Genomic DNA, 17340 nt, shown 5'->3' on the forward strand with positions numbered 1-17340 from the left:
ACCCACCTCCATTTTCTTTAGTATACCATATTTAGGTCGCGACGAATGTGTGCATACATCTCTTCTTCGACCTCTTCTATTGATTTTCCTGCGTCAATTCGAACGATACGCTCTGAAAATTTTTCGAGAAGATGCTGATAGCCTTCGTACACTTTTTTATGGAAAGCCAGCCCTTCTTCATCAAGACGATTTACTTCCCGCACGTCAGATGCTTCGATTCTTCGTAAGCCTTCTTCCGGTGTGATATCAAAGAAGTATGTGCGCGTGGGAAGAAAGCCCTCAATCGCAAATTGATTGATGGACCACACTTCATCCACACCTAAACCACGTGCATAGCCTTGATATGCAAGAGAACTATCGACAAAGCGATCGCAAATGACAACTTTTCCTTCTGCAAGGGCTGGTCGCACTTTCTCGACAAGGTGCTGACGGCGTGCCGCTGCGTATAAGAGTGCCTCTGTGCGACTATCCATTGCTGTATTTTTTGTATCATGCAAGACTTCTCGTATTTGTTCCGCAATTGGAATGCCACCTGGTTCACGCGTCATCATGACGTCGACACCTTCTGCTTTCAGACGTTCAGCCACACGATTCGTGATGGTCGTCTTTCCTGCGCCATCTGGGCCTTCAATTGTAATAAAATATCCACTCATTTTAATTGGTTTCCTCCAGTACATAAACCTGTCGTTGTGCTAACCTATGTTCTCCTTGAAATGCAGCCTTGCCCATCAAACATTCTTCTAGCTGCACAAGTGTCTTTACTGTAAACCGTTCTCCAGGAAGAAGCAACGGAATTCCAGGAGGATACGGGATGATGGCGCCTTTTGCGATGCGTCCGATTGCCTTCGTATAGGAAATCCATTCTCCGTTTCTGCGTTGCACTTCTTCAAGAGCAACCTCAGGCTTCGTCAGCTGATTGGCCGCAACAGCCGTCACTACTGGAAGGGCTTGTGGACGCACAGACTTCAACGCCTCACAAGCGCGCTTCACGCGGCTTCGCAACTCCGCAAACCGGTAATCTTCCCCGTATTTCAATAGAGGCAACATCCATAAAACATGCTGACCGTGTGCAAGTTCAACATATACGCCTTGTTGTTCGAGCGCATCGCGGACTTGGTGCCCAGCATGCGTTCCTATTCGAATCATCAGTTTCAATGGATCGTCTACTTCGACGATATCGAGCCCGGAAATCCCTTGTAAACTATCTAAGAATAATGCGCGCTTATCCATGAAATGATGGTAATCCCTGGCTGTGAATGAAGCGAGGTACGCACGGGCATCGTCAAGAGACGCCATCACGGGATATGAAGGACTGCTTGACTGCAACATACGGAGTGCATGCTCCAAGCGGTCTTTCCCTACAAATTTAGATTTGCTATGTAAGAATGACCCCATTGTCATCGCCGGCAAACTTTTATGAGCGGACTGAACGACAACATCTGCTCCACATTCAAGAGCCGATACTGGAAAGTAGTCAGACCCCTGGAAATGAGCTCCGTGCGCTTCGTCGACGAGTACTGGTACACCTTTTGTATGACAAAATTCCACGATTTCGAGTAAGTCCGATACAACGCCGAAATAGGTCGGAGTTGTCAGAGCCACCGCCCGAATGTCCGGAAACTCGTGAAAAGCCTGTTGAATGCCTTGCAAGGAGACATGCGCAGCAGTTTCTGTTCGGTGATCCCATTCTGGAGTGATAAACATAGGGCGGACTCGCGCAAGCTCGACTGCATGAAATACAGATTTATGCGCATTGCGCTGAATAAGGACGCGGTCTCCAGGGGTGGTCGCCGCAAGCATCATCGCTAAGTTACCGACCGTGGACCCGTTCACTAAAAAGTAACTCGCATCACTTCCGTAAAAGGTTGACAACAGGTCTTGTGCTTCTTGAATGACGCCTTCTGGAGCGTGCAGATCATCGAGTCCTGTAAGCTCTGTCACGTCATAACTCAAACTATCTCGCAATGCTTTTGGCAGCGTGCTAAAATAGCCATTTTTATGTCCTGGAACATGCAGCGACATAGGCTGCTTCTCCACAAACTGCTGAAGTTTTTCTACTAGGGGTCGCCGCATTTTCATTCCTCTTTTCTATGTGTTTTCAGTATACCATCCATCAAGAAGGCGATTGATTGATTTTTTTGAGCATCCGGTATAACTGTTCTTTTTCTTGATCCGTCAATGCCGAAAAGTTTTCTTCTAAATAAGTAAAATGCTCATCTAACAGACTCGTGATCAAACGATTGCCAAGCTTTGTGATTTCTACAAACGAGCAGCGTCGATCTGTTGGACATGGACGTTTCGTAACAAGTTCCTTTTTCAATAGACGATTCGTAACGCTCGTTATACTGCCACTTGGAATGCCAAGTACCGTACTGAGTTGTTGCACTGTATAGGTTTGCTCAGGAGTCCCCTGCAACAGTTCTAACACACGGAAACTGTCCAACGTTAGACCATACCCTTCCATTCGTCTCGTCACACTTTGGAGATATTGTTTGCTCGTTTGAAACCAAAGCGCATACAAATTATCTGTCGCCATCCCGCATTCCTCCTGTAATCGCTTTCAAAACTTTACCTATAGGATATCTAAAAAATTCGCAATAATCAAGGTATAACAACACCTTCTATTTGTATTGACTCCTAATTAGCCTAATGATAGGATTAAATGTTTTTGACATATATATGGGGCCCTATTTGGAGGGACTTGTTGACTCCTTTGCTTCTGAGCAAGCAAAAGGAATGACGGGTCAGACGATGATCTTCGATGGTGGCTATACAGCTCAATAATAGACAAAAAGACAGTCCAATGCGGACTGTCTTTTTTGTTTTCTTCTATTATTATAGTACTTTACTTAAGAAAGATTTCGTACGCTCATGTTGCGGATTGCCAAACAACTCTTTTGGCACATTCTCCTCAACGATGTATCCTCCATCAATAAAAATCACGCGATCTCCAACTTCTGCAGCGAAGCCCATCTCATGGGTTACGACGACCATCGTCATCCCCTCTTTCGCCAAGTCCTTCATAACATCCAAAACGTCTCCTACCATTTCTGGGTCAAGCGCTGATGTCGGCTCATCGAATAACATGATTTTTGGATCCATCGCAAGTGCACGCGCAATAGCCACACGTTGCTTCTGACCACCCGACAACTCCCCAGGGTAGGCTTTGGCTTTTTCACGTAGACCGACTTTGTCAAGAAGCGCAAACGCCTTCTTCTCAGCATCTGCCGGTGATAGTTTCTTCAACTTCACAGGTGCGAGTGTAATATTCTGAAGAACCGTCATATGTGGAAACAGGTTGAATTGTTGGAACACCATACCTACGTCTTGACGAATTTTATTAATATTGTTCTTATTGTCGGTAATATCTTGACCATTTACAAACACATGACCATCTGTGATTTCTTCTAGACGATTTAAGCAACGTAAGAACGTACTCTTCCCCGAACCAGAAGGTCCAATCACACATACTACTTCAGACGGTTCAATCACTGTACTGACGTCTTTTAAGACTTCAATGTCTCCGAATGACTTCTTTAAGTTTTCGACACGAATCATACTCATCGTAAGACGAACCTCCTTTCTAAGTAGCTAGAGAGTAGGGACAATAGATAAATAATCACAAAATACATAATTCCTAGTAATAAATAAATTGTAAACGGATCATATGTAGCACTTACTACCACTCGACCACGTTGCGTCAAATCTGCGACTCCAATGATCGAAAGAAGCGATGTATCTTTTAATGAAATAATCGCTTGATTCGTAATGGTTGGTAACATCCGGCGGAACGCTTGTGGAAGTACAACGAAACGCATATTTTGCGTGGAATCTAGTCCTAATGAGCGAGCTGCCTCTGTTTGTCCTTTATCAATCGATTGAATCCCTGCACGGATGATTTCAGCGAAGTATGCACCCGCATTAATAGCCACGGTTAAAATCCCAGCCCATGTATTATCAAGTGAAATAAATGACAGTGAATTTAAACCAAAATAGATAAAGAATAACTGAACAATAAATGGCGTTCCCCGAATTGCATCTACAAAAATCTTTGAGATCCACTGTAGCGGTTTAATTGGTGATAGGCGGAAAAGAGCCATCACTAAACCAATTAAGAAACCTAAGACAATGGCCACTGCAAAAATATAAAGCGTTACTTGAAGACCATCAAGTAATGTAGGCATCGCGGCTTTTATCTTATCATAAAGTTCCGTTAATGCTGGTATAAAGTCTTGCACCTAACTTCAACTCCTTTGTATCAAAAAAGACGCGGTTACTGCCGCGCCTTTCCAGTTTGATTAGTTATTCAGTGATATACGTGTTGATGATTTCGTCATATTCGCCGCTATCACGAAGTTCTTGTAGACCTGCATTGATTTTCTCAAGTAGATCTGCATTTTCACCTTTTAGAACTGCGATACCATAGTTATCACCATTCAGACGTTCACCCACGATTTGAAGATCTAAGCTACTTTGTGCAATTGCATATGCAATTACTGGGTAGTCTTCAATCAGAACATCTGCATTGCCATTTGAAACTTCTTGGAACATAGATGGGCTGTCTTCTAAAGTCGTGATTTCATACCCATATTCATCTTTGTTATCTTCTGCAAATTTAGCACCCGTTGTACCTGTTTTTACAACTACACGTTTGCCTTCTAAATCTTCTAGGCTAGTGATTTCATTGTTTGAAGCAGCTGTAACTAATGTTAAACCAGCTTCAAAGTATGGATCTGAGAAATCAACGACTTCTTTACGCTCATCTGTAATACTCATTCCTGCAATCGCCACGTCTAATTGACCGGCTTGTACTGCTGGAATAATTCCACCAAAGTCCATTGGATTCAGTTCAATTTCAAATCCTTGGTTTTCAGCGATGGCACGAATCAAGTCAACATCGATACCTTTGTATTCGCCGTCTTCTTCATATTCAAATGGTGGATACGTTGTATCAATACCTACTTGATACACTTTTCCTTCAGAATCTCCTGAACCTGCATCGTCTGACCCACATGCTGCTACGATAAGTAGTAGTGCTACGAGTGCTGCGAGTAACGCTAACATTTTGCTCTTCTTCATGTGTAGAACCCCCTTGTGTTATGTTACGTTTTTCACTATACCATACTTTAGACCCTAATTGTAGCAATAGCCAGAGAATTCACACTAGATGTGGAGCAGGCTCCCCCTGAAATTCTGTCAAATGACAGCGTGGATAGGGAGGCGTCTTTTACCTCAATGGCCGTGATGGCATTTGGCATGGATTTCAAGTCTGCGCAACTCGATAACTCCTAGATGTGGAGCCACCTGTTTTAGAAACTTTATGTATTTAACCTGAGCGATCGTGCATCGGCCATGAATGAGGAGGTATTGGCCATGATTTATAACCACATATACGATTTCGATTCTGGTCTTTTCCCCGGTTCTTCGAGTACACAGGAGACCCAGCCGGTCTCCCGGACCGGATTTTGAGTGATTGGCGACTGTTTACGTAATCAATATTTCATATGTGAATCGCCACATCCGCAGTCTCACACCAATCAATTAATGACAGTCCACTACTACGATAACCTTCGATTTTTGTAAACCAATAAGGTTCTTTTTCATTTCTTTTTAAAGAAAAATCCTCCTAACTTTCTATTCTGGGAGTAGTAGCTCATGGGTTTCTTCTATTAAAATGTGTTCACTATCTGAGGCTTAGGTTAATCTTTTGTCATATTACTGTTTAGAGACCCACCCAGTGATGCTTTCTATCGTACTGACACTTGCGACGACTGGAATGAGGAGTTTTGTAAGTTATGTGTCGGGAATTAAGATGAATAAGATCACAAATACGCGTTATTTATCAGTAATAGAGAAAGAGGAACAAGCGGAGAGACCTATCCCTTCGTCCAAAAATATATGAATCCATTGAGAAGAAAAGGACTGCACGAGGATTGCCTTCGATTCAATCGAGTCACGAGCTGAGCATTCTATTTACTACTAGTAGGGGAAATCGCTTTAGTGCTCCTTACTTCAGTCAGTATTTTGAAAAGAAGATTACGAAGGCTTCACATGTCCATAAAAATAAACAAATCGCTCCTCAATTTCTAAGACACGTATTTGCGATCATCTCGCAACTTTAGGGTGTTGAAATTTATGATATTATGCGATTTCTCGGGCATGAGCGTAAAGAGACGACGTGGATTTATTTGGGGAACTTACTGAAGAGAGAATAATGCGATTATTAAATGGAGTGATAGTAGTTTAAGAGGCTTTATATAAAAAGTAAGGTGTATAATCCTTAATAAAATTCCAAATTAAGTATCGATTTATTGTTTGATCTATATGTATTAATACTCCTGTATAAATCAAATAGTTATTCTTCATTAAAATATTTATACAGGAGTTGAATAGAATCTCTATGTTATCAAATTATGACACTACATGCTTTGGCCGGTTTCCTAAAACACCAGCTATTAAGTTTTCTGCTGCAAGATTTGCCATCTTGTATCTAGTATTTATACTAGAACTCCCTATGTGGGGAAGTGCAACCAAGTTAGGCAATGTAAGTAGGCGATTATTAAGGTTTATAGGTTCTGTTTCAAATACATCTAATCCTGCTGCATAAATTTCCTTATTAACTAGTGCATCATACAAAGCTTTCTCATCAACAATGCCTCCTCTTGACGTGTTGATAAGTATTGCGCTTTTTTTCATTAATTTAAACTCTCTTTCAGAAATAAGGTTTGTAGTCTGAGGTGTATAAGGGGTCATCACTACAATGAAGTCGGATTCTTTCAACAAATCATCCAGTTCACTATATTGAACATTCAAAGATTGCTCCATATCTAATTTACGTGATCTATTATAATATACAATGTTCATATTGAATCCAAGAGCTCGTTTCGCAATAGCCTCTCCAATTCTGCCCATTCCTATTATACCCAAGGTAGAATTGTATATATCTTGACCTGCTAATTGTAATGGTGACCAAGTCTTCCATTCACCATTACGTAAATATGTAGATGCTTCAATCAACCTTCTTGAAGTCGCCATAAGCAGAGCAAAAGTCAAATCAGCTGTTGTCTCTGTTAGAACATCGGGTGTGTTAGTAACTATGATTCCTTTTTTCTTAGCTGCCTCAATATCAATGTTATTATAACCTACCGCCATATTACTAATTACTTTCAATTTAGGCGAGCCATCAATTAATTTTTTATCAATATTTTCTGTGAGTAAGCACAGCACACCATCCACATTGATCATTTTTTCTGCTAGTTCTTCTTGTGGTATAGGTGTTTCTTCTTCATCCCATAACTCAACTGTACATACTTCACTAATTTTTTTTATTATTCCTTCTGGTAATTTTCTCGTTATCAATACTTTAGGTTTCATTGTGATTTCTCCTAACCGGTGGTATGATGACATATTTTAAGACCCTGAGTACCGCTTCAGTTTTATATGGTATCCATTTTAATGTATTTAATATGGCGTCATTTAAAGAACATGGGCCTGGAAGAATAGAAAAGGCCGATAGAAGCCCTAATTCATCAAATTTTGAAGGTTTTAATTCTACTTCACCACACAATGCAATCACTGGGATATTGTATTTTTTCCCAATATCACTTACTCCTTTGATTACTTTACCCCCTAACGTTTGTGCATCCAATCTTCCTTCACCCGTAATTATAAGATCTGAATTTTTAACTACTTCTTCAAAGTTTAAATATTCCATTACTACTTTAATACCTGATTTAACAGAAGCATTAAGAAATGCCATAAGTGCTGCTCCAAGTCCTCCAGCAGCTCCACCACCTGTAAGTTCTTTTACGTTAATTCCTTGTTGTTTTTCTACAACCTCAGCATATCTATTTAATGCAAGGTCAAGAATTTGTATATCTGCAAGGCTAGCACCTTTTTGAGGACCAAAAACTTCACTAGCTCCATTTGGGCCACATAATTTATTGGTAACATCACAAGCTATAATAAAAGAACAATCCAGTAATCTATTATCTAAACCACTACTATCGTAATGCGAAAGATTAATTAAGCTTTCCCCACCATCACCAAGTTCGATTCCCTTAGAATTATAAAATTTGACCCCTAAAGCTTTGAGTAATCCCATGCCTCCATCATTTGTCGCACTGCCACCTAAACCGATGACAAATTTTTTGTAGCCCTTATCTAAAGCGTGTCTAATTAACTCACCTGTTCCAAACGTACTAGTCAGTAAAGGATTTTTTTCTTCTTCTGATAATAGTGTTAGTCCTGAGGCTTGAGCCATTTCGATAATTACTGTCTCTTGATCACCTAGTATTCCATAATCTGCCCTTATCTTTCGCATTAAGGGATCATGAACTTCGACGGAAATTGTCTTGCCTCTGGTTGAATAAACCATATTTTCTAAAGTTCCTTCACCTCCGTCGGCTAATGGAATTTCTTTAATACAAGCATAAGGATATACCCGAGTTACTCCTTCCGAGATTTTCTTTGTTATATTTATTGCTGAAGCCGAGCCTTTAAATGAATCTGGGGCTATAATAATATTCACTTTGTCACCCACTCACTTTAAAATATTTGGTAGCCATAGAGAGATGGCTGGCAAATAAGATATAAGAATAATATCTATTAATAAGACTAGATAAAAAGGTAGAAGAGGCTTTATTATTTGTTCAAGCCTTAAATTCGCCACCTGGCAAGCTACGAAAAGGTTAACACCGATAGGTGGAGTAACCATTCCTACAGCCAAATTAACTATCATAATTATTCCAAAATGCACTGGATCAACACCAAATTGAATTGCTACTGGGGTTAATATAGGAGCCATAATTACAATAGCAGCACCAGTTTCTAAAAACATGCCAACGAGTAGTAAAAGTAAATTTACTAATATTAAAAAGACCACTGCGCTAGTAGAAACTGATAAGAACCACTCTGCTACTAAATCTGGAACTCTTTTTGCTGTTAATACCCAACCAAATAAACCAGCATTACCGATAATAAACATAATGATAGAGGTTGATAATACTGAACTGCGCAAGACTTCCATTAGGTTTTTAATACTTAAAGTTCTGTAAATGACTAGGCCTATAAATAGAGCATAACCTACTGCTACAGCCGCAGCTTCAGTAGGAGTAAATATACCTCCGTATATACCCCCTAAAATTATTATGGGCATTAGAAGGGGCAAAATAGCACTCCTAAAAGCTTTAATTCTTCCACTTGTACTCATCAATTCAGCTTCTTCTATGGCTTGATCAGATAATGGATCAAGGTTCGAATTCCCATACCCCTTGTATTTCGAAATGAAATATATCGTAACCATTAAAGAGAATGCAATCAGTATTCCCGGTCCTACTCCTGCCATAAATAATTCTCCGATGGAAATAGATGCTCCAGCTGAAAGAGCAAAGATAATCATAGGAATCGATGGAGGTATGATTACACCAAGCTCACCCGATACGGCCTGCACCGAAGTAGAGAACGGTTTAGGAAAGCCACGCTTTATCATAGATGGTATAAGAATACTACCAACGGCAGCTACTGTAGCAGCACTTGATCCTGATATTGCCGCAAAAAACATGGCAGTAACTACCGAAACTAAAGCTAATCCACCGGTTATCTTTCCTACTAAAGAATACGCAAAGTTAACTAATCTTTGAGAGATACCACTATACTCCATTAAACTGCCTGCTAGTATAAAGAATGGTATTGCCATTAAGGGGAAAGAGTTTAAAGTTGAAAATATTCGTTGCACTGCAACCTGGACAGAAATTCCATCATTAACCATTGTAATCATTGACGATAAGCCCATGGCAAAAGCTACTGGAAAGCCCAGAAAAAATAAAACTAGTAAACTAAGAAATAATAGGCCTATCATGGGTATCGTCTCCTTTAGAATCTTTAGAAATCAATTCGATAATTACAACTAAACAATTAATTAATGAATAGAGAGCTCCTGCTGGAATAGCAGCATATGACAGGTTAACAGGTAAATCTAAAGCACCTGAGGTTTGACCGTGTAAAGATTGCATAATTTCAATTCCATATTTGAGTAATAAAAACATATAGATAATATTTAATATGATAATAATGGTATTAAGAATTAGTTTTATTCCTTTGGGAACAATATGTAAAACCGTCTCAACTGAAATCAATAATCCTTTTCTTAAAGCTATAGCGGTGCCTAGTAAGACTATCCATACCATTAAGCTCCTAATTATTTCTTCAGACCACGTTAATGGTGAATTTAAGATATATCTAGCAAAGACTTGATATAGTGTAAGCAATGCTACAACACCAAATAATACTGCTAAAAAGTTAAATATTATTTGATTTATTTTGTCTGTGACTCTCACGAAATTTTTCATTCCCGTTCCCCCTCGTAAAACTTTTTATCTTATGCGAAGGCTATAGGTAATATATAGCCTTCGCATAAGATAATGAAGGGGCAAGCCCCTTTTATTATCTTATTATTTTGCATTTCTAATAGTTTCATAAATATCAGTAATCTCAGGGAAATTTTCTTCAACAAAACCTTCTAGTTTTGCTTGGAAAGCACTAATGTCTGGTTCAATTAAAGTCATTCCTGCATCTTGCAGGTTCTGTAAATATTCAGTATCTCCTTGAGTCACCTCATCATAAGCAAATTTCTTTGCTTCTCCAGAGGCAGCTGTTAATAATACCTCTTGTAGATCGGGACTTAAAGAATCGAACTTTTCTTGACTAATTGCTACCGCAATCGGTTCACGGACATGTTCTGTTTTAACTAGATAGTCCACTACCTCATTAAATTTAGAGTTGTAAATCAAAGAAAGTGGATTTTCTTGACCATCAATTACCCCTTGTTGAAGTGAAGTGAAAACTTCGCCGAATGCCATAGGAGTAGGAGCTGCTCCCAGTTGCTCAAATGATTTTACAAATACAGGACTATCAGGCACACGAATCTTTAAGCCAGCCATGTCTTCAGGAGTATGCACTTCCTTGTCAACGGTTAACCAACGCGCTCCTCGTGTCCAATAAGAGATTACTTTATATCCTGATTCTTCAGCAATTTTATCTGAAATTTCTTGTCCTACTTCACCATCATAGACTTTATCGAAATGCTCTTGTGTATCAAATAAGAATGGAACTGTAAAGATATTTGCCGTATCAGAAGCTCCCGAAAGTACACCTGCTCCACCTGCCCAGATATCTGCTGTGCCAATTTTAAGTCCCTCTAATAAATCTTTGTCTGCCCCTAGAGCACTGTCACCATATATTTCGATTTTCAATTTACCGTCTGATAATTCTTCTACCTCTTCAGCAAATTTTTCAGCAGATTGTGCATGAATTTCTGAATTTGGCCAAACATGGCCCAATTTTAATACTACTGCTTCCTCATTGGTATCATTAGATTGACCATCGTTTCCTTGATTATTAGTTGACTGGTTGGACGTTTCATTAGATGAACATCCTACAGCAAAGACAACTATTCCCACCAAACAAAGAAATAAAAATAATACTTTTTTCAATTTCTCCACCCCTTATTAATTTTTATTTAAAAGGAAATTTCTTACCTTTTAAAACTGAACATAAACTGCCTTTAATTCTGTGAAAAATTCCAAATTAGAATATCCTATTGAAAATGCTCCAAATCCAGAATTTTTAGCTCCACCGAACGGTACATGGGCTGCACTTGCAGTGCCATGATTGATATGGACCATACCGACTTCTAATCCTTCTGCATATTCGCATGCAATAGATAAGTTACTTGAAAATACGGATGATGCTAATCCATATTCACTGTCGTTCGCTATTTCTAAAGCATCTGAAATTGTAGGAACTTCAATTATTGAAAGAACAGGTCCAAATATTTCTTCTCTTGCTATTCTCATATCGGAAGTCACTTGATCAAATACAGCTGGGTTCATGTACGGTCCCTCAGAATAGAAACCATCTGATAAGACCTCACCTCCGTATAACAATCTAGCTCCTTCTTTTTTACCAATCTCAATATACTTTTGAATACTTTCTAAGTGTTCAACATTTACTAGAGGACCCATTGTGGCTGTCTCATCCCACGCAGGACCTACTTTAATTTTTTTCATCTCTCGAATTATTTCTTCAACTAATTGTTCTTTAATGTTCTCTAAAACAATTACTCTACTTATTGAAGTACATCGCTGTCCGCTAGTATTAAAAGCAGCACTCACTATCTGATTTGCAATATTTGAGACGTTGTCTGCCTCAAGCACTATTGCAGGGTTTTTACCACCTAACTCTAACTGTGTTTTTATAAGTCGTTTAGCTGCAACGACATTTATATGTTGGCCCATTTCGGTGGAACCTGTGAAACTGATGCCCTTAACCAATTTATGATTTATTAGCGGTTCTCCGACCTGACTCCCTGATCCAATAACCATATTAACTACACCATCGGGTAGCCCAGCTTGTTTTAATAAATCCATGATTTTTACCGAAGTCCATGGAGTTATAGAAGCTGGTTTATAAACAACCGTGCATCCATATGCTAGTGCTGGTGCAATTTTTCTAATAGGAGTAACTGCAGGGAAATTCCAAGGTGCAATTGCTGCTATTACGCCAATTGGTTTTCTTATTGTTGAGGTCCACATCTTACTTTTCTCACTCGGTAGTGTCAGACCTTGAGCACGGAGGGCTTCTCCTGCACAGAAGCGTACCTCTTTTACAGCACGATATATCTCACCCTTTGACTCATTTAAAATTTTCCCTTGTTCTGCTGAGAGCATAAACGAAAGTTCTTCAACATTTTTTTCCAATAGATTCGCAAATTTATATAGAATTTCTGATCTAGTGGATGCCTCAGTCTTTGACCAAGTATTAAAAGCTTTTTGCGCACTCAATACTGCATTTTCTACATCTGCTTCATTTGATTTCGGAAAATTACCTAGAAGTAATTCTTGGTTGGCTACTGCGAAAATGGGATATGTTTCTTTACTTAATGAATTTGACCATTGTCCATTGATAAAGTTTCCATAGTTTTCACCTGCGTGATTTTTTAACCAAGCAAGCATTTTGGATTCATTCTTAGTCACATTATTTCCTCCTTATATGTTTAAAGCGCTTACAACACTTCACGACATAGATTTTTTAAATCTTCAATAGTCGGCTTCACCGGATTTATTGGAACATTCCCAGATTCCATAGCTTCCTGAGCAATCATTTCAAGATGCTTTTCCTCAACTCCATAATCCGAAAGCTTATAATGAATACCAATATCTTCATTGAGCCTTCTTATGACTTTTACAGAACGCTCGGCTGCGTCTCTCTTAGATAGACCGTCTAAGTTCTCTCCGAATATCTTTGCAACTTCAATAAATTTATCAATATTACCAACAAGATTAAATTTCATAACACTCGGCAATAACATGGCGTTAACAACTCCATGAGGAATTTTGAAATGAGCTCCTAATGGAATTGCTAAAGCATGGGCAAGGCCGAGTCTGGTGGAATTAAAAGCCATTGCTGCGATCGTACTCGCCATCAACATGTCGGCTCTCGCGTCTATGTTTTCACCTTGTTTAACAGCTATCACCAAACTTCTAGATATCAGTTTCATTGATTGAATTGATAGAGCTTCAGAAATTGGCTGGGTAGCCTTATTAACATAAGACTCTAGAGCATGTGTTAATGCATCCATACCTGTTGCTGCTGTAATATGAGGAGGTAAAGAAATAGTAAGGTTAGGGTCGCATACAGCCAATGTAGGACAAATATACATACTCCCAATACTTAATTTTGCTTTTGCTTGCTTATCTGATAAAACAGCAAATCTTGTTATTTCACTACCTGTGCCTGCAGTGGTTGGGACTGCAATTACAGGTGCACCTGAACTATTTACTTTATCCATACCGATATAATCGCGGATATTACCTGGATGAGTAATCATAAGTCCTATTGCTTTTGCAGTATCTAAGGCACTTCCTCCCCCGACGCCAATTACAAGGTCACAACTATTTTCTTTTGCCATCTTAATCCCTAAATCTACGGATTCAATACTTGCTTCAGTTCCAACATCTGTGAACACAGTAAATGGAAAATTGGAATTCTTAATAGGATTTATTACCTGGTCTACGATACCCGCTTGCAACACACCGGGATCTCCAACAATCAATACATTTGTACCACCCAATTCATTAAGGAACTTTGGAAGGTTTTCAATTGCCCCTATTCCAAATTCAATTTTTGTTGGAGTTTCGTACCTAAATTTATTACTCACTAACATGCAAATCAACCTCCTTTGAATTTAAAAGTGCAGTATATAAATCTAAATCATAGCGTTGCCCAAGCTTATACAAATCTTTTACTACATTTATAGGAAGTTCGATACCGTTTTCTTTCCTATCAAGAGCACGTTTGAACTCAATTTCCCCGGGAATCATTATCTCCTCTACTCCTGGGGCTGTAGGCTCTCCTTTAAGTTCACTTATGTAAGTATCCATACGAGTTTTAAAACTATCAATAGGCATAAATTTATTAATATCAATTACTAAAAAAAAGTGCCCAACATTCTGTGGCTCTTCCCAATTTTCGTACATGTTGTTAACATACTTACCAAATCCTGCACCTGTTAGAACTCCAGATAAAATATCAATAAACATTGAGATCGCATATCCTTTTGGACCACCAACGGGTAAAACTGCCCCTTCTAATGCTAAATTTGCATCTGTAGTTGGATTTCCATATTTATCGATAGCCCAGCCTGGAGGAATATCTTCCCCTTTTTGTGCAGCAACAATAATTTTCCCCCGCGCTACTACACTAGTAGCCATATCTAACAAAAAGGGCAATTGAGTGCCTGCAGGAACACCGATTGCTAAAGGGTTAGTTCCAATGAATGGCCGTATACCGCCACTTGGTGGCATTGTTTGTGAAGCATTAGATAAAACCAATAAAATCATATCTTGTTCGATAGCTTTTAATGCATAAAAAGCACCTGTACCAAAATGGTTTGACCCTTTTACTCCAGCAATTGCAACACCTCTTTTACGAGCTTTATCTATTGCTCGGTTTAGAGCTTGTGTTCCAATATAGGCACCAAAATTATTATTTCCATCAATTAATAACGTAGCGTCGTCTTCCTGTATAACCTCAACTTCTTTAGTGTGATTTATCATTTGAGACTCTACTCTTTGATGGTAGATTAAAGTTCTTACGACTCCATGAGATTCAATCCCTCTTAGATCAGCTTGCACTAAAGAATCTGAGACGATTCTAGAGATTTCTGGATTTACACCAGTTCTAATAAAGAGCATCTCACAAAAATTCTGGAGCTTTTCCCAATCAAACCTTAGCGGTGATTCCATCAGAATTCACAGCCTTTCTCTTCTAATGTTTTGTCAATCCAACTTCTATCGATAGTGCCTTCCTCGATACTTTTGATAATTTCTACTTCCAATGCTGCTTGTTTATTTGCCTTCTCCAATACTTCTTCAACAAGCTGATTAGGTATAGTTACTATCCCGTCTTCGTCACCTACAACTAAATCTCCAGGATTAACTACCATTCCATCTAATTGAATTGGTACATTTATTTCTCCTGGTCCATCTTTATAAGGCCCCCTATGAGTTACACCGCAAGCATAGATTGGAAAACTACTTTGTGAAAATGCATTTACATCTCTAATGGCACCGTTGATAACTACACCGGTGATTCCTTTTTTCAAAGCGAGACGCAACATAATTTCACCAAACACTGCATTTGTCTTATCTCCTCCTGCATCTACTACCAATACATCTCCGGGTTCGGCCATATCCAATGCTTTATGAATCATTAAGTTATCACCAGGTCTGGTGCGGACAGTAATAGCCACCCCTAATAATTTCCCCTCTTTATGATAAGGGCGTAGTTTACTCCCTCCAGCAAACAGACGATTTAAGTTGTCACTTATATGTGGAGTTACCACATCTTTGTAAGCCCTTACAATATTTTTATCGATGTTAGATTTACGTTCCAATACTCTAAATCCTAAATTACTCATTTAATTGACTCCTTTGTATACTTGATTGTCTTACTATTAAATTTGGCAATAATGAAATTTGTTCAGTAGGAATTTTTTGTTCCTTATTATTAATGAGCTCAATAACTTTTTTGGCAGCAAGTTCCCCCATTTTATATGCAGGTTGATAAACAGTCGTTAAGGGAGGATTTAAATGCATAGACCATACAGTTTCATCGTAACCAATTAAAGCTATGTCTTGTGGAACTTTAAGGCCTAGTTCTCTAATAGCCTCCATAACGTAAAGAGTTAAAATATTGTTTGTAGAAAATATCGCTTCTACTTTCTGATGTGAATTTAGTAAATTTTTTACTTCTTTTTTTACAATCTCTTTATTTTCACCCACAATTTTTATTAATTCTTCTTTAACTACCAACGAATTATCTTGTAAAGCTTGTCTATAACCTTCTAACCTCTCCTCTCTTGGACTGACGCCTTCAGTAGGATAAATAAATATAGCGATTTCTCTTAATCCATTATCAATAAAATGTTGTACAGCTATTTTTGCTCCTTCAATATTATCCATAAAAACACCATTAACTTCGGTATTAGGAATTTTTCTGTTGATTGTTACAAATGGGAAATTTTTTTCAGTAAAATCTTTATAAATGTCTTCGTTGCCAAGTGTTGTATTGATGATAATTCCTTCTACTTGTTTTAATTGAAAAGATTTAATATGATCTCTTTCTACACTTGGGTTTTCATTGGAGTTACAAATCATTAAATTGAATCCGCTACTTCTACATTCATCTTCTACTCCTTCTAGTACGCTTGCCCAAAAGGGATTTTTTAAATTCGATAGGACTATACCAATAATATTTGTTTTATTAGACTTTAATCCTTTCGCAAGTGCATTTGGTTGAAAATCCATTTCTTCAATTACTTTCAAAACTTTATCAATAGTTTTTTGGGTGTTTTGTTCATAGTTACCATTTAGTATTCTAGAAACAGTAGACTTTGAAACCCCGGCCTTTTTTGCTACATCTGCAATAGTAATCTTCATTGGATTACCTCATCTCAAAAAAATATTTAATATTCTTATTAGGAAACCGTTTTAGGAAACCGGTTTCCTAAAACGGTTTCTAAAAAGGATAATATCAGAAAATAAAAATTAATACAACAATAATCTAACGATTCATAAAATTATTTATTTATTATGCAGGTAATAATGGGCCTATATGTGGTAATTGGGTGAGGTTTCTAAAACAAGCACAAAAAAAGCCATCCCTCTCGGGATGACTTCTTGGATTGCCCAGCGACGTCCTACTCTCACAGGGGGAGACCCCCAACTACCATCGGCGCTGAAGAGCTTAACTTCCGTGTTCGGTATGGGAACGGGTGTG

Annotated in this window: 16 protein-coding genes and 1 rRNA gene; all 17 read right to left on the reverse strand. The window is 38.5% G+C overall.

The features are described 5' to 3' along the window. Positions 1-17: 17 nt before the first annotated feature. The gene (gene tmk / locus JOD03_RS11045; protein WP_204591098.1) at positions 18-653 is read right to left on the reverse strand and encodes a dTMP kinase; all 636 of its coding nucleotides are present in this window, start codon (positions 651-653) and stop codon (positions 18-20) included. Position 654: 1 nt separating this feature from the next. After that, positions 655-2073 (reverse strand): aminotransferase class I/II-fold pyridoxal phosphate-dependent enzyme, encoded by a 1419-nt coding sequence (locus tag JOD03_RS11050; RefSeq protein ID WP_338032470.1) that lies wholly within the window; start codon positions 2071-2073, stop codon positions 655-657. Between the two features lie 40 nt (positions 2074-2113). Continuing rightward, positions 2114-2536 (reverse strand): MarR family winged helix-turn-helix transcriptional regulator, encoded by a 423-nt coding sequence (locus JOD03_RS11055; protein ID WP_204591102.1) that lies wholly within the window; start codon positions 2534-2536, stop codon positions 2114-2116. A gap of 299 nt (positions 2537-2835) precedes the next feature. After that, entirely contained in the window at positions 2836-3564 is a 729-nt protein-coding gene (locus JOD03_RS11060) for an amino acid ABC transporter ATP-binding protein (protein WP_275580386.1), read from the reverse strand. Continuing rightward, entirely contained in the window at positions 3561-4184 is a 624-nt protein-coding gene (locus JOD03_RS11065) for an amino acid ABC transporter permease (protein ID WP_204591129.1), read from the reverse strand. Before JOD03_RS11065 ends, JOD03_RS11060 begins: the two co-directional genes overlap by 4 nt. A gap of 118 nt (positions 4185-4302) precedes the next feature. Continuing rightward, positions 4303-5079, reverse strand: coding sequence for a transporter substrate-binding domain-containing protein (locus JOD03_RS11070; protein ID WP_204591104.1), 777 nt, complete (start codon positions 5077-5079; stop codon positions 4303-4305). Between the two features lie 1332 nt (positions 5080-6411). Further along, positions 6412-7374, reverse strand: coding sequence for a 2-hydroxyacid dehydrogenase (locus JOD03_RS11075; protein WP_204591106.1), 963 nt, complete (start codon positions 7372-7374; stop codon positions 6412-6414). Next, the gene (locus JOD03_RS11080) at positions 7364-8530 is read right to left on the reverse strand and encodes a glycerate kinase (protein ID WP_204591108.1); all 1167 of its coding nucleotides are present in this window, start codon (positions 8528-8530) and stop codon (positions 7364-7366) included. Before JOD03_RS11080 ends, JOD03_RS11075 begins: the two co-directional genes overlap by 11 nt. Positions 8531-8542: 12 nt before the next feature. Beyond that, positions 8543-9859 carry a TRAP transporter large permease gene (locus JOD03_RS11085; RefSeq protein WP_204591109.1) on the reverse strand — a complete coding sequence of 439 codons (1317 nt, stop codon included), beginning with the start codon at positions 9857-9859 and terminating at the stop codon, positions 8543-8545. Further along, the gene (locus JOD03_RS11090; protein ID WP_204591111.1) at positions 9837-10349 is read right to left on the reverse strand and encodes a TRAP transporter small permease; all 513 of its coding nucleotides are present in this window, start codon (positions 10347-10349) and stop codon (positions 9837-9839) included. The genes JOD03_RS11085 and JOD03_RS11090 overlap by 23 nt, the downstream gene beginning before the upstream one ends. A 102-nt stretch (positions 10350-10451) precedes the next feature. Continuing rightward, positions 10452-11492 (reverse strand): TRAP transporter substrate-binding protein, encoded by a 1041-nt coding sequence (locus JOD03_RS11095; RefSeq protein ID WP_204591113.1) that lies wholly within the window; start codon positions 11490-11492, stop codon positions 10452-10454. A gap of 48 nt (positions 11493-11540) precedes the next feature. Next, the gene (locus tag JOD03_RS11100; protein WP_338032471.1) at positions 11541-13034 is read right to left on the reverse strand and encodes an aldehyde dehydrogenase family protein; all 1494 of its coding nucleotides are present in this window, start codon (positions 13032-13034) and stop codon (positions 11541-11543) included. A 29-nt stretch (positions 13035-13063) separates the two neighbouring features. Further along, positions 13064-14224 carry an iron-containing alcohol dehydrogenase gene (locus JOD03_RS11105; RefSeq protein ID WP_204591115.1) on the reverse strand — a complete coding sequence of 387 codons (1161 nt, stop codon included), beginning with the start codon at positions 14222-14224 and terminating at the stop codon, positions 13064-13066. Continuing rightward, a complete protein-coding gene (locus JOD03_RS11110) occupies positions 14211-15305 on the reverse strand; it encodes an Ldh family oxidoreductase (protein ID WP_204591117.1) in 1095 nt (364 codons plus the stop codon). Before JOD03_RS11110 ends, JOD03_RS11105 begins: the two co-directional genes overlap by 14 nt. After that, positions 15305-15979 (reverse strand): RraA family protein, encoded by a 675-nt coding sequence (locus JOD03_RS11115; protein WP_204591119.1) that lies wholly within the window; start codon positions 15977-15979, stop codon positions 15305-15307. The genes JOD03_RS11110 and JOD03_RS11115 overlap by 1 nt, the downstream gene beginning before the upstream one ends. Further along, the gene (locus JOD03_RS11120) at positions 15972-17000 is read right to left on the reverse strand and encodes a LacI family DNA-binding transcriptional regulator (protein WP_204591121.1); all 1029 of its coding nucleotides are present in this window, start codon (positions 16998-17000) and stop codon (positions 15972-15974) included. The genes JOD03_RS11115 and JOD03_RS11120 overlap by 8 nt, the downstream gene beginning before the upstream one ends. A 247-nt stretch (positions 17001-17247) precedes the next feature. Further along, positions 17248-17340: ribosomal RNA gene (gene rrf, locus JOD03_RS11125) — 5S ribosomal RNA — on the reverse strand; the annotation flags it as partial.

The organism is Chryseomicrobium aureum, assembly GCF_016909155.1.
Classification (GTDB): Bacteria; Bacillota; Bacilli; order Bacillales_A; family Planococcaceae; genus Chryseomicrobium; species Chryseomicrobium aureum.